Origin of the sequence: Bradyrhizobium sp. SEMIA, assembly GCF_014844175.1 — a bacterium.
Taxonomy (GTDB): domain Bacteria; phylum Pseudomonadota; class Alphaproteobacteria; order Rhizobiales; family Xanthobacteraceae; genus Bradyrhizobium; species Bradyrhizobium arachidis.
Genome location: NZ_CP046601.1, coordinates 2,063,349 through 2,076,041 on the forward strand (window position 1 = coordinate 2,063,349; position 12,693 = coordinate 2,076,041).

General features: G+C 61.7%; 12 protein-coding genes and 1 pseudogene. 7 read left to right on the plus strand and 6 right to left on the minus strand.

The features are described 5' to 3' along the window. Positions 1-263: 263 nt before the first annotated feature. A complete protein-coding gene (locus tag FOM02_RS10000; protein ID WP_265441738.1) occupies positions 264-476 on the minus strand; it encodes a hypothetical protein in 213 nt (70 codons plus the stop codon). A 1,217-nt stretch (positions 477-1,693) separates the two neighbouring features. Here FOM02_RS10000 and FOM02_RS10005 point away from each other — a divergent pair. The 3 genes and pseudogenes from FOM02_RS10005 to FOM02_RS10010 all read left to right on the plus strand — a co-directional run bounded on the left by FOM02_RS10005 (position 1,694) and on the right by FOM02_RS10010 (position 3,866). Further along, entirely contained in the window at positions 1,694-2,554 is an 861-nt protein-coding gene (locus FOM02_RS10005; protein ID WP_265441739.1) for a hypothetical protein, read from the plus strand. Then, positions 2,554-2,718, plus strand: a pseudogene (locus tag FOM02_RS47095) (helix-turn-helix domain-containing protein); the annotation flags it as partial. The gene FOM02_RS10005 and the pseudogene FOM02_RS47095, both read left to right, overlap by 1 nt. Before the next feature lie 29 nt (positions 2,719-2,747). Then, positions 2,748-3,866 (plus strand): tyrosine-type recombinase/integrase, encoded by a 1,119-nt coding sequence (locus tag FOM02_RS10010; RefSeq protein WP_265441740.1) that lies wholly within the window; start codon positions 2,748-2,750, stop codon positions 3,864-3,866. Positions 3,867-3,879: 13 nt separating this feature from the next. Here the strand turns inward: FOM02_RS10010 and FOM02_RS10015 are convergent, their stop codons facing one another. Both FOM02_RS10015 and FOM02_RS10020 read right to left on the minus strand, forming a co-directional pair. After that, positions 3,880-4,200 (minus strand): hypothetical protein, encoded by a 321-nt coding sequence (locus tag FOM02_RS10015; protein WP_265441741.1) that lies wholly within the window; start codon positions 4,198-4,200, stop codon positions 3,880-3,882. A gap of 151 nt (positions 4,201-4,351) precedes the next feature. Beyond that, positions 4,352-4,984 (minus strand): TetR/AcrR family transcriptional regulator, encoded by a 633-nt coding sequence (locus tag FOM02_RS10020; protein ID WP_027559558.1) that lies wholly within the window; start codon positions 4,982-4,984, stop codon positions 4,352-4,354. A gap of 123 nt (positions 4,985-5,107) precedes the next feature. On the opposite strand from FOM02_RS10020, the gene FOM02_RS10025 reads away from it, so the two are divergent. Continuing rightward, complete coding sequence (locus FOM02_RS10025; protein WP_027559557.1) at positions 5,108-6,082, plus strand: alpha/beta fold hydrolase; 975 nt, start codon at positions 5,108-5,110, stop codon at positions 6,080-6,082. A 119-nt stretch (positions 6,083-6,201) separates the two neighbouring features. Here the strand turns inward: FOM02_RS10025 and FOM02_RS10030 are convergent, their stop codons facing one another. Beyond that, the gene (locus FOM02_RS10030) at positions 6,202-6,441 is read right to left on the minus strand and encodes a hypothetical protein (RefSeq protein WP_027559556.1); all 240 of its coding nucleotides are present in this window, start codon (positions 6,439-6,441) and stop codon (positions 6,202-6,204) included. 456 nt (positions 6,442-6,897) lie between these two features. On the opposite strand from FOM02_RS10030, the gene FOM02_RS10035 reads away from it, so the two are divergent. Continuing rightward, the gene (locus FOM02_RS10035; protein ID WP_027559555.1) at positions 6,898-7,869 is read left to right on the plus strand and encodes an SDR family NAD(P)-dependent oxidoreductase; all 972 of its coding nucleotides are present in this window, start codon (positions 6,898-6,900) and stop codon (positions 7,867-7,869) included. A 274-nt stretch (positions 7,870-8,143) separates the two neighbouring features. Then, a complete protein-coding gene (locus FOM02_RS10040; RefSeq protein ID WP_027559554.1) occupies positions 8,144-9,253 on the plus strand; it encodes an alpha/beta hydrolase family protein in 1,110 nt (369 codons plus the stop codon). 116 nt (positions 9,254-9,369) lie between these two features. On the opposite strand, the gene FOM02_RS10045 is transcribed toward FOM02_RS10040, so the two are convergent. Further along, positions 9,370-9,876, minus strand: coding sequence for a MarR family winged helix-turn-helix transcriptional regulator (locus tag FOM02_RS10045; protein ID WP_027559553.1), 507 nt, complete (start codon positions 9,874-9,876; stop codon positions 9,370-9,372). A gap of 405 nt (positions 9,877-10,281) precedes the next feature. Between FOM02_RS10045 and FOM02_RS10050 the strand changes: the two genes are divergently transcribed. Next, a complete protein-coding gene (locus FOM02_RS10050) occupies positions 10,282-11,838 on the plus strand; it encodes a porin (RefSeq protein ID WP_027559552.1) in 1,557 nt (518 codons plus the stop codon). 340 nt (positions 11,839-12,178) lie between these two features. Here FOM02_RS10050 and FOM02_RS10055 read toward each other — a convergent pair whose 3' ends face one another. Further along, the gene (locus FOM02_RS10055) at positions 12,179-12,658 is read right to left on the minus strand and encodes a GcrA family cell cycle regulator (protein WP_027559551.1); all 480 of its coding nucleotides are present in this window, start codon (positions 12,656-12,658) and stop codon (positions 12,179-12,181) included. Positions 12,659-12,693 lie beyond the last annotated feature (35 nt).

The window sequence follows — 12,693 nt, forward strand, 5'->3', positions numbered from 1 at the left end:
GAGAGCGCCGGGGCCCGGCGCTAGTCGGGACCGACTTGGCAGCCAATTTGACCAGGGAGCAGGCAGAGCGGGCATACGAAATCCTTGTTCGCTCAGCACACAACTCTGAATAGATACTGTGCCCCCAGCTTACGGACCAAGCTGCTTGATCGCTAGGGCGGCGATCTCTTGCGCTTTGTGAGTAGGATCGGTTCCATTCAATAACCTTGCGGGCTACGATCTCGCAAACCGGATCGTTGCGATCAACCAAATGCAACCCCTGCTTAGGACACCACATGTCGTCGGACTTCGCCGGGCTGCATGTTCAATGAAGCTGTCAGGTCCGTATCCAACTCCCGTTCAACTAGGCTTGCTGCCCAGCCTTCGGGAATCGCGTCGAGCACTCGATCCACAGCGGCGCCGCGCTCCGTCGCTGCTAGCCAGAGCTGGCGTTCGCCGCTGTCGGTTGTGACGCGAACCAAATGAACCTGTTGCATCCGCTTTAGCACCAAAACGGGCTTAGGTTTATAGAGCACCGGTAAAGGCCGCCAACCGAGGCGGCCTTACTTTGCCAGTTCACTAGCAGGCGCTCAATATCGAGCTTATGCAGTTCTTGCGTGCGCCTCAACGTGGCAAGCATCCTCATGGCGCCCGTGGTATCGTGGCCATTCCGGTCCAATTCCGCGATTAGCTGCTCCTGCCGGGCAAGATGATGCTCACCCATCGCGGCGTGTCGTCGGGCTTGGTTAGGTGCTCTCGAAGGATGGCGCGGTCCATGCAGCACCATACACTCAATCGTCCCAAACGCGTTCGCCGCACCGGCATTGATAGAGGCGAACGGTCTTGCCCTTCCGACTGTCGAGTAGGGATTGTGTCAGGCGGGGAAAGGCTGCGCAGGTTGGGCACCGGGGGCCTTTTTCCTGCGGCTGTTGCTTGAGTATTTCGGCCTTCTGGCTCTCAGGCATGCACTTAACCCGGCCCGAATGAGTTACATAAGTTAAAGCCAGCAATTCGTTCCAACGGGTGCTGTCCTATTCGGACACTCGCGACTTGAAATTAGGACAGGAACGTTTGGGCGATTGCCACGTTTTCCCGACACCCTTCCCCAAAAGGGTGTGACCCCAAGTCGGCCCCAGCTCCATCGCCCCCTGCGAGCTGGGGCTTTTTTCTCGTTCAGCTCGACATCCGCAGAGGGGAATTAGGACGGTGGCAGTTTGCATGGGCGAAACGAAACGCCGCCCGCTTGAAAATCAGCGCAGGCGGCGGCTTCCAGCCCCGGGAGGGAGATTGTAAAATCCCGATCTCATATGTCTGACCGAGGCGCTCAAGGGTTCAACAGGACACCCGCAGACGGGAATTAGGACACCACAACTTCCATGTAGACTATCTCAAACCTGCTGTGTTGCTTCGCCAAAGCGAAGTGATTGCCGCCTCCCGCTTCTCCGACCCAGCACGCCATGAGAACCGGTGAAAGGTCCGCTCCGGGTCAAAAGGAGCCGATCATATCCAGGTAAGCAACGTTCCGCTTTGCCCCGAGAAACAGACCTTTCCCGTGCAGGTCCGGAATGGGTCCGATCGAACGTCGATCAACCCGAGTTGGCTTAGTCATCGCAATTTCTGGGGAGTATCAGCGAACCAATTGTTGACGCAACAAATGGCAGGATCTAATGTTGTGGCAACAGTTCGGGGGCCCATGGCAACTTTAAGCAGTTTGGTGGAAGCCATCGCCGCGGTTACGGGCTTGCCTGCCGCTACCGTGTTCGCTTACGGTCGCTTTGCCAGACAAGCCGGCGTCATCGGTCAATCGGGGCGTGGACGAAGCGCCGCGGAAATGAATATCGGGGACGCGGCCAATTTGCTGATGGCGATTGCAGGCACTGCCGTCACCCGTGAAGCGGGTGCGGCCGTCGAGACGTTTCGCAATCTGAAAAACGGTCGCTTCTATGATTTTCAGGGTGCAGAATTTCTCACTGCGGGCATAAATTTCCTCGCAGGTTACAGCGTTCGTCCGGACACCTCACCGGGAACGCGTGGAGTCCGAATCCCAGGAAATTTCGGTAATTTTTTCGAGTTCTTGATCAAGTCCACGCTGACTGGTCAATTGGCAGATTTGTTTCGCCACATTCCTGCAGCCGAGATTCCAAACGATCTGTGGGCGCAGTGGATCAACGAGAAAGACAATCCTCATCGTCACAAGCGGATGGAGGATCTGATCAGAGAGGGCTTGATTACGCCCCATCAACCCGAAACCCTGAAGTTTGGGGAACATATCAGCGTCGAAGTCCGGTTCAATCGATTGGTCCCATCCGTTGAAATCGAATTTCTGCGAGATTGGGACGGCCCCCAGGTGATGGGTGTCGTGACGTTTGGCCCCGATCGCGGCGGCAAGGCAAAGGGCGCGCATCGCCTCCAGCTCACGGCCGGATTTACCCAGCACACATTGGCTGCCGTTGCGCTGGTGGTTGATAACATGGCTTCACCGTCGGCTGTTGCGACTCTCAAACCGGTCGATTCGCTTTTTGCGAGACAGTTCAGCGCTGCGAAGCCTAGCGACCGCTCTGCGAAGGACGCCTAATGTCCCCACACCTCCGATCCCCACAAAGTGCAGCAGAGCGTTTGGGCGTGTCGGTGAAGACGCTGAACGGATATGTCCGCGACGGTGAACTTCGCTACATCAACGTGGGGCGCGGCAGCAAGAAACAGCGCCGCAAATTCACAGATGAGGATATCGACGAGTTGATCGAGCGCAGAGCCCGGAGGGACGTCCCGTGTCAGTCTACAAGCACAAAGACAGCCCGTTCTACCATTTCGACTTCCAATACAAGGGTAGTCGCTTTCACGGCTCTACGGGATGCACGAACAGGCGCGATGCCGAAACCTACGAGCGGGCCGAGCGCGACAGGGCGAAGCAATTCGTAAAGACCACAACATCGCCGGCGTCGACCAAGTTGGACGATGTTGCAGGCAGATATTGGAATGAGGTCGGTCAGCACCACGCGGGCGCCGACACTACTTGGCGAGATATCGAGCGGTTGATCGACTATTTTGGAACGACAAAGTCACTGACGGAGATCAGGGACGACGATGTCGCAAGGCTGATTGCATGGCGACGGGGGCACCGCGTTACCCGTCACGGCAAAGGGAAAAAGAAGCTCGCACCCCTGATTGCACCAGCGACGGTCAATCGCAGCACAACCGAGATGCTCAAGAAACTATTCACCAGGGCCAAGGCCTGGGGTATCCGCTTCGACCACGAACCGAACTGGAAGCAGCATTGGCTTAAGGAGCCGCAGGAGATTGTTCGCGAGCTTCGCGGAGACGAGGCAGATCGGCTGGAAGATGCCACCAGAGACGACTACCGGGCGGTTTTCGAACTGGCCAGCGCATCGGGGCTTCGCCTGAACGAGTGTCTTCTGCGCTGGTCCGAGGTGAACTGGGACGCCCGCAAGATCGAGAAGCAGGGAAAGGGCGATAAGCGCGTCTCTGTGCCCATCACCGATGCAATCCGCCAGATCCTTTGGCCACTGCGCGGGCACCATCCCGCGGCAGTGTTCACTTACGTCGCCCGGCGAACCAAAAAGGCCGCTGGTTTGATCAAGGGGCAGCGGTACCCCATCACTTACAACGGGCTGAAGACTGTGTGGAAGCGGACAAGGGCCGCTGCTGGCGTCTTCGGCTTCAGATTCCACGACTTCCGGCACGATTTCGCAACCAAGCTTCTGCGCGAAACCAAGAACCTGAAGCTGGTGCAGCGGGCGCTCAACCACGCCGACATCAAGACCACCACCAAGTACGCGCACGTTGTCGACGACGAGGTCGCGGCTGGCGTGGACGCGATGCAGAAGTCCCGAAAGAAGTCCCGAACCACAGGCCGCAAGGCCAGCTAAGCTACTGAAGGAACTATGGAATGCTGGAATGTGAGTATCCCACTGGGAGACTAGGGGTCGGAGGTTCAAATCCTCTCGCTCCGACCATTTTCTTCTCAAATGGACCAAAGCTTTGCGCGATCGCCGCGCTATGCTCGCACTGCTGCTCGGGCAGTGGCTTGCCATGGGCCCAGGTCCGGACGGCGAAGGCGAGCTGGCGCGGTCCCACCGCGTCCACGATGGACGCCTGCGCGCTTTCGAGGCGCTTGGCGAACCCGCTGGCGCTCAGGTCGAGCGTTGCGTCGGCGGCCAGCAGGGTCACCGACAGGAGCGAAATCGTTCCGGCGACGCTCATTGCCTTCCATTCTGGTGACTGCATTAGCTGACTTTCTCAGGTATTTTGTCGCTCGCCGGATAAGTGGGGCTTTTTCGCCAAGTTCAAGACCTCGACGAGGCTCGCGCACGCTTTCTTGAAGTGCGACAGATCTGTAACAGGGCGGCGCGTGCTAAGCGGATGGACGCAAGTAGCCCGCCACCATCCTTGTCGTCTCGTCGACCAGCACCTTCACCGTCTTATCGGACAGCATGTCGGCCTGGTGCAGCACCGTGTTGTGCGCCACCGCCTCGATCGCGCTGACGCAGATGAAGGTCGCCATATCGAGGTCGATCTTGCGCATCTCCTTGCGACGGCTTTCGAAATAGGCGCGCACGAGGGCGTGGACCTCGTGATTGAAGGCCTCGACTTCGGCCAGCCGCCCCGAGCGCGGGATCTGCTCGGCGAGGACGCGATGCAGGTTCGGATCGATGTGATGGGCCTCGATTGCGACCGTGACGAGCCGGCGCACCGCCTTCTCGACCGGCATCTCCGCGACCTCGACGAAGGCGGCGCGGACGATTTGCATGATCTCGTCGTTGTGACGGTCGATCACGGCAGCGACCAGCGCCTCCTTGCTCGGAAAATACTGGTAGAGCGAGCCGACGCTGACGCCAGCGATTTCGGCGATGCGGTTGGTGCTGGTCTTCTCGAAACCTTCGCGGACCAGAATGCGAGCGGTTGCCTCGATCAGCGCGTCGACGGTGGCGCGCGAGCGCGCTTGCGAGGCATTTTTCCGGGGTTTTGTCGGCGGCCTGCGCGCCATGGCGTCGAATCCAAATGCGAGTAGGAAAAACGAGCGATCACTCGCATTATAACGGCGAAGTGCGGCCTTCCGGCAAGCTGCTTTGTCGCCATATGGATGCTGAGCCAAGGCGGAGAACGGACCATGAGCGTTGCAAGACTTGTGTCGGCTTTGCAGTTTTGCCCCGGCGGTTGCATGTTCGGTGCGCAGGCGCCGCGCGATCCGGCGCCGAGTCTGCAAAGCCGCGCCTTCAACCTGCTGCTGCGGCAGCGCCCGTATAAGGAGCAGCTCGCGTCAGCCGAGGCGGTGCAGGCCCATGTGCAGAAGCTCGCGTTGCAGCCGGCCTCGTTCGAGCCGACGGGACTTGGCCGCGGCGTCGAGGCGACGCTGACCAAGATGGGCGGCTGGCCGGTCTACTACACGGCGCCGTCGTCGGGTCATGAGGGCTGCAACTTCGTCATGTTCCTGCATGGCGGCGGCTACATCAACGAGATCGTGCCGGCGCATTGGCGCTTCATCGGCCAGATGACGCGCAAGGCGCGCGTCGTCTGCGTCGTGCCGATCTATCCGCTGGCGCCGCGCGCCACGGCGAAGGACGTCGTGCCGGCGACGGCCGAGCTGCTGCGGATGCTGCTGGAGGATGCCGGGCCGGCAAAGGTCACGGTGGTCGGCAATTCGGCCGGCGCGGGCCTCGCGCTCGCCGCATGCCAATGGCTGCGCGATCGCGGCCATCGGCAGCCGAACCGGCTGATGCTGATCTCGCCTGCGGCCGAGGCCTCGGTCAGCCGCCCGGAGCAGACGGCGATCGCGGCGCGCGATCCGATCCAGGACATCCCGGGGATCGTCGAGGCCGCGCGCCTCTATGCCGGCGAGCTCGATGTCGGCCATCCCTTCGTCAGCCCGCTCAATGGCGCCTTCCGCGCGCTTGCGCCGATGACGATCTTTTCCGGCACGCGCGATCTGCTCTATCCCGACAGCGTCGATCTTGCGGAGCGGGCGAGGGCGGTGGGCGTGCCGGTCGAGCTGCATCTGCTCCGTGACCAGCCGCACAATTATGCGCTGATGCCGACGCCGGAAGGGCGGCAAGCGCGCGGGATCATTTTGCGAGCGGTGGCTTGAGGGAAAGGCGTGACCATTGTCACGCAAGGCGCCGCCTCGATGAGTCTGGCGCTGTATCCGCATAGAGGGACAAGGCAGCCCCCGGGCGTTTCCTCGGATGGACGTCGTTTTGCGGGCCCTTAGGCGTGGCCCTTGATCTCGTAATGGCCCGGCACGCATTTGTAGCGCTCGAGGCGCCAATTGGCGTGATAGATCGGATGCTCGCCCATCCATTTCGCCAAGGGGGCCTGTGCGCCGACCGCACACTGCATCATCGACATCTCGGGCGTCATGTTGCTGTCGGTCACGATTTCTTCGACGCAGCCGCCTGTGGCGGATGCACCAAGCCGGCAGAGCACGGCTACGACAGTCACGAACATTCCAGTCACCTCATCGGTAGTTTCTGACCACGAAGAGGATGCAAGCGGAGTGCCAGAGCCTGTGACGCAAACAACACGCTGGCCTAGCCGACTCGACCCAGCGTCCGGTTCCAGTGGGCGATTCGGATTGTAAAAAAATTGCCCTTAAACCGAAGCCGGACAAATACGGGGAACCGGCGGGATCAATCGCCTGTGGCGGCCGCGCCACAGCGGCGGCCAGTGCCTCGATACGCTGTGCATCGCGTGGTCAGCCGGCAGCTGCGGGTCGTGCCGAGCTCGTCACGTCTCGGATTCGCGCGGAATAGTCCGCGCGTCGAAATAAGGCGCAATGTTTGATCGGCGCGCCGTGTCGATCCGCTTTTGCGCGCAGAAGCGGTGCTGCTACATTTTGCGCGCGCCGCTGTCGGTGGCGCGGCCACAAAGAAACAGACCGACAAGGGGAGGGATCGACGTCCCATGAAGGATTTTGCAGGAAAGATCGCCGTCATCACCGGCGGCGGCACGGGCATGGGACGCGAGCTCGCCCGGCAGCTCGTTGCCGAGGGCTGCAATGTCGCGATGTGCGACGTCTCGGAAGCGGCGATGGCCGAGACCAGGCGGCTCTGCGAGGTCGAGAAGCTGCCGCAGGGACTGCGCATCACGACGCATGTCGCCGACGTCGCGATCGAGGATCACCTCAAGCGTTTTCGCGACGAGCTCGCCGAGCAGCAGAAGACCGACAAGATCCATCTGTTGTTCAACAATGCCGGCATCGGTGGCGGCGGCAGTCTGTTCACCAACACGCGCGAGCAGTGGGAGCGTACCTTCAACATCTGCTGGGGCGGGGTCTATCTCGGCGTGCGCACTTTCCTGCCGATGCTGGTCGCCGCGGATGAGGCCCACATCGTCAACACCGCGAGCGTCAACGGTTTCTGGGCCTCGATCGGCATGAACCAGGCGCACACCGCCTACAGCTCGGCCAAGTTCGCGGTGAAGGGATTTACCGAGGCGCTGATCAACGACCTGCGCCTGCATGCACCGCACGTCAAATGCTCGGTGGTGATGCCCGGCCACATCGGCACCTCGATCGTTTCCAATTCACGCAAGGTGCAGAGCAGTGACGGCTCCGACCGCCTCAACGCCGACGAGGTCGCGCTGACCCGCAAGCGGATGGTTGTGGCCGGCGTGCCGGATGCCGACAGGATGTCGGATGAGGATATCCAGGCGGTGTTCGCCGAGCGCGCCCGCAGCTTCCTCGAGGATGCGCCGACGACCGCCGCGCAGGCCGCCAAGATCATTCTCGACGGGGTCAGGGCGGAGCGATGGCGGATTCTTGTGGGCGACGATGCAAAGCGTCTTGACGAGCGCGTGCGCGCCACGCCGGAGCAAGCCTATGACCGCGCCTTCTACGAAAGTTTCACGCAGGAGGTCGGCTGGCGTCTCGGCTGAACCTGCCTGCTGACGCCGTCAACGATGGCGCGCGGATGTATGTATGATGCGCGTCATGGCAAGAGGTGCGCCGATGATTTTACGTGCCACCTCCTGCCAATGTCCGGCGCCTTATGACGAATTGGAATGTCACGCATGCGACACCGCTGCCCATCAAGCATCGTTCAAGCGATGGTGATGTTAAACGGGTCTCATTCGGCGCACGGCGTCTTGGTCAGGGAACCAAAATAGTTTAGTGAATCAGGGGTAACGCGATGATAGAGCGTAGCTCCCGATGATACCCGCATGCCTCTCCGACGAATGGACCCTCTGCCCGGAGAGAGAGGACATCTCCGCTGAATTCACGCGGCTCCTCACCGCGGCCCAGGAGGGCGGCGCCACGATCGCAGAATGTCTGATGATCGCGCGCCAGCTCAAGCGGGGCGACGAGCAATCCTGGCATCGCGAGTGGAAGAAGCTCGCGCAAGTGAACCGTCAGCGTGCCGAAGCCGCCTTCACCGAAGGCCACATGGCGACGGCGCAGCGCAATTGGCTGCGTGCGCTGAACTACTATGGCGCAGCGGCGATGCCGCTGGACCAGGCCGACGAGCGGCGCTGGGTTGCGGTGCTCGCGATGCAGGAATGCGCTCGCCGCTATCTCACGGCGCGCAGCCCGTCCGGCGAGGTCGTGACGATACCCTGGATCGAGGATCATGCCTTGCAGGGCTACTTCCTGCCCGCGACGGCGGCAGGCGGGCGGGCTCCGACCGTGATCTGCATCGGCGAGCCCGGCCACCGCAAGGAGGAGTTCCTGTTCAAGCTCGCGCCGCATGCGCGCGAGCGCGGCTTCTCGATGCTGGCGCTGGATCTGTTCGGCGAGCAGCGCGACGATTATCTCGACGTGCTGTTGCGGCGGCGGGATCTCGAGAGCGCGATTCCGGGCGTCATGGACTATCTGGAGACCCGCCGCGACGTCGATTTCGACCGCGTTGCGATCGTCGCCGATGGCTGGGGCTCTTCCTTCGTGGCGCGCGCCGTGTTGCAGGAGCCGCGGCTTGCCGCCGCCGTCTGCGATGGCGGGCTGTGGGACCTGCACGAGCGCGCCTTTTTCGCCAGCCGGTTTGCCATGAGCGACGTCAGCATCGTCCCGGTGCCGCACGCGCCGCTGATGGCCTCCAGCGCCGATTGTCCGGTGCTGATCACGCTGGGCGAGGACGGCTGGCTCAAGGCCGATCGGGCCCGTCAGATCGTTCAGACCTCCCGGCTCGGCAGCTCGGATGTCATGCTCAAGGTGTTCACCGCGGCGGAGACCGGCGCAGCGCAAGCGCATGCGGATAATCCGAGTCTTGCCAACGAATACATCTTCGACTGGCTCGAATCGCGGCTCGGTGCCGCGCGCATCTAAAGCGCGATGAGATCAGGACGAATCGTCATCGCGCTTTAGGTAATTGTTTGAGCACGATCTTTTCGGAAAACCGCTGCGCACTTTTCCGGATCATGCTCTAGCGGCGGCGTCGCGCGTCAGAACTCGAGGCTGAGACGGACGCAAGCCTTCTCCAGGCGGGTCTTCAGCGTCGCTAGCTTGGCGGTGAACTCGGTGAGCTCGTTCTCGTCGAACTCCTGGAAGACGAATTCCTTGATGGTCTTGTACTGCTCGTTGAGGCTCGCCAGGTGCTTCTGCGTCTTCTCGGTCAGGGAGAGGCGGACCACCCTGGCGTCGGTCGGGGAGGGGCGACGGCGCAACAGGCCCTTCTTCTCGAGCAGCTTGGACTGGGTCGTGACGAAGGACGGATCGACGTGGAGCAGCTTGGAGACCACGTTGACCGGGATGCCGTCGTCCTTGTCGAGGTCGGAGATCGCCATCAGGATCAGCCATTGCGGGCCGCTGATGCCGAGCGTTCTGGCCCAGAACTGACGCAGTTCTTCCAGATACATGTTGATCGACGATATCTCCCAGGTGAAACGCCGGATGATATCGAGATTTCCGATGGAGCGCAGGCGCGCTCCTTCCTTCCTCGTTGCGGACACAGCGTCACTCCCGTGATCTGATTCTTCTGGGCTGGTGTCGTGGAAGGCCATAGTCCACGCAAGCCTGCTCTGACGCAAGTGCAGAGCAGGGTAATTTTGTCACTAAAATTACAAAGATGACCGACTCAGCAGATCGGTCGACCCTGGTGTTGCCCGCGGGGCACAGGTTTAATGAAACAACAAAGCTGAGCAGATAAACTATTTTGATTAGCGGAACGGCGCAGGCATATTGCTCCGTGACGGTGGGGGGTACTCGATCGTCCCGTTGCAGGTGGTTCGCTCACGTACCTCGCGTCGAATGCGGGTGTGTCCGAAAGCGCGAAGCGGCCGAGCGGATTTGAAGAGATGGGGATCTGGGGGGCCTCACGGTCCGGTCTCCGTAAAATGAGAACTTGGAGGTTTTAAATGAAAGTGGTGAAGAGCCTTTTGCTCGGCACTGCGGCGGGTCTGATCGCCGTCGGTGGAGCTCAGGCGGCTGATCTTCCGGTCAAGGCCAAGGCGGTCGAGTACGTGAAGGTCTGCTCGCTCTACGGCGCGGGTTTCTACTACATCCCGGGCAGCGACACCTGCATCAAGCTGGGCGGCTATCTGCGTGCCGAAGTCGCGCTGAATTCCGGCGGCAACTACAGCGCTTCCTACAACAACGTCTTCGCGGCCAACAACCGCCTGACGAACTACTACTCGATGCGCGCTCGTGAAGATCTCAACATCGACACGCGCACCGCGACCGAATACGGCGTGGTCCGCACCTATTTCGACGCGGTCTTCACCTGGACGACCGGCAACTATGTCGGCACCGGCTCGGGCACTGGCGGGACCCAGTACAGCGGCACGCTCGGCCTCAACGCGGCCGGCACCGGCCTCGTCGGTTCGACCGGCGGCGCCGTCAACGGCACCGACGGTGCGATCTCGGGCGGCGCGCTCGGCGTCTACTACGCCTTCATCCAGTTCGCCGGCTTCACTCTCGGTAAGGCCGTGTCGCAGTTCGACGCGCCCTGGATCAACTATCCCGGCAACAACTTCGACCAGCTGGTCGGCGGCAGCGGCACCACCAACGGCGTCGCCCAGATCACCTACACCGCTGATTTCGGTCAGGGCGTGACGGCTGCGTTCTCGGCGCAGGACCAGACGCAGGTCTTCCAGACCGCGATCTGGAACACCGCGGGCATGTCCACCACCGGCGTTCTCGGCGGTGCCTACGGCTCGAACACGCTCGGCGGCACCCGGTCTCCGGACCTCGTCGGCATGGTCCGCGTCGATCAGGCCTGGGGTCTGTTCCAGGCGTCGGTCGCCGCGCACGACAACCACGCCGCCTACTACGGTGCGAGCGAAATCACCGGTCACCCCGAAGACAAGTGGGGCTGGGCCGTTCAGCTCGCCTTGCAGATCAAGAACATCCCGACCGGCGCTGGCGACGTGATCAACATCTCGGGCGTCTACACCGACGGTGCGAGCCGCTACAACTTCCAGGAGCTGGCCGCGACCAGCTACTCGATGTTCGGCAGCTCGAACGCCGCCTATCAGAGCATCGGCTTTGCCGGCGTGTCTGACGCTGTGTTCGCTCCCGGCGGTGGCATGGAGCTGACCAAGACCTACGGCTTCCGTGGTGCCTACACCCACAACTGGAGCCCGTACTGGAACACGGCGCTGTACGGCGCGTGGGCTGCGGTCAACTACAGCGGCACGGCCAAGGGCCTGATCTGCGGCAGCGCCGCGTTCGCCACCCTGACCGGCACCTGCAACCCGGACTTCAACATCGGCCAGGTGGGTGTCATCACCCGCTGGACGCCGGTGAAGAACCTGACCTTCTCGGCCGACTTCACCTACAGCCATCTCGACCAGAAGTACTCGGGCACGATCACGACCGGTGCTCTGACGAGCGTCGCCAAGCCGGCGGCCACCTACGAGCTGAAGGACCAGGACACCTACAGCCTGCTGTTGCGCGCCCAGCGCAACTGGTAAGCTCAAGGTCTGTCTGATCTGACCTTAGCCCCGGCGGGACACCGCCGGGGCTTTTTTGCGAGAGGGGCCTTCTGGCAGGGACGGATTTCGGAAAATCCGGCAGCCTCTGCAGGCCACGAAGACGAGCCATGCGATTCGATCGTCTTCAAACTTATTTACTTACCTGACTTGATCAGCTATATTCTCTTCAGCCGATTACGAAAGTCACGGCTCTTAGCTTCACGCTAAGCCTCCAGAGACCTCCGGTGATGCCCCGCCGGAGGTTTTTCGTTTTTGGGGGAAAGCGTTTTCGAGCGAAGTCGATACCGGTTCGCGTCAGGAAAACGCGCCAACCAACAAGCTAGCCGCGCATCACGCGGGCACGCGAATTCGGCCGGTAGGCGAGGCGGCTGTGGCCGGCGCAATAGGGCTGGCCGTCGGGCGCGGCGTTGCCGCAGAAGCAGAAATCTTCTTCGCCCGGCGACGAGATCGGCCAGCGGCAGCGATTCTCGGACAGCTCGAGCAGTGAGCAGCGATTGGTGTCATCGATCGGCCCGGCCATCACGGGCGCGCCGGTCTCGCCGTAGATCGTGGCAAGCATCTCGTATTGCAGCCGCGGTACGGCGCGGGTCGCGCGGGCCGGCGGCGCAAGGCTTCGCTCGAGCCTGCGGTCTTCGACCGCGCGGCTGCGCGTCAGATTGAGCCGGGACAGCTTGCCGATCACGGCATTGCGGCTGACGCCGATATCGGCCGCGATCTCGCGACAGGAGAGGCCGGCTTCGAAATGCTGCTTCAGAAGTTCAATTCGCTCGTCAGTCCAGGTAGGTGAGAGAACAGGCATTGTAACGGTCCCAGGTTGCAGATGTTGGCCATCCG

Coding starts and splice junctions, on each gene's coding strand:
- FOM02_RS10000 (WP_265441738.1), bottom strand. CDS start 476: ATGCAACAGGTTCATTTGGTTCGCGTCACAACCGACAGCGGCGAACGC.
- FOM02_RS10015 (WP_265441741.1), bottom strand. CDS start 4,200: ATGAGCGTCGCCGGAACGATTTCGCTCCTGTCGGTGACCCTGCTGGCC.
- FOM02_RS10020 (WP_027559558.1), bottom strand. CDS start 4,984: ATGGCGCGCAGGCCGCCGACAAAACCCCGGAAAAATGCCTCGCAAGCG.
- FOM02_RS10025 (WP_027559557.1), top strand. CDS start 5,108: ATGAGCGTTGCAAGACTTGTGTCGGCTTTGCAGTTTTGCCCCGGCGGT.
- FOM02_RS10030 (WP_027559556.1), bottom strand. CDS start 6,441: ATGTTCGTGACTGTCGTAGCCGTGCTCTGCCGGCTTGGTGCATCCGCC.
- FOM02_RS10035 (WP_027559555.1), top strand. CDS start 6,898: ATGAAGGATTTTGCAGGAAAGATCGCCGTCATCACCGGCGGCGGCACG.
- FOM02_RS10040 (WP_027559554.1), top strand. CDS start 8,144: ATGATACCCGCATGCCTCTCCGACGAATGGACCCTCTGCCCGGAGAGA.
- FOM02_RS10050 (WP_027559552.1), top strand. CDS start 10,282: ATGAAAGTGGTGAAGAGCCTTTTGCTCGGCACTGCGGCGGGTCTGATC.
- FOM02_RS10055 (WP_027559551.1), bottom strand. CDS start 12,658: ATGCCTGTTCTCTCACCTACCTGGACTGACGAGCGAATTGAACTTCTG.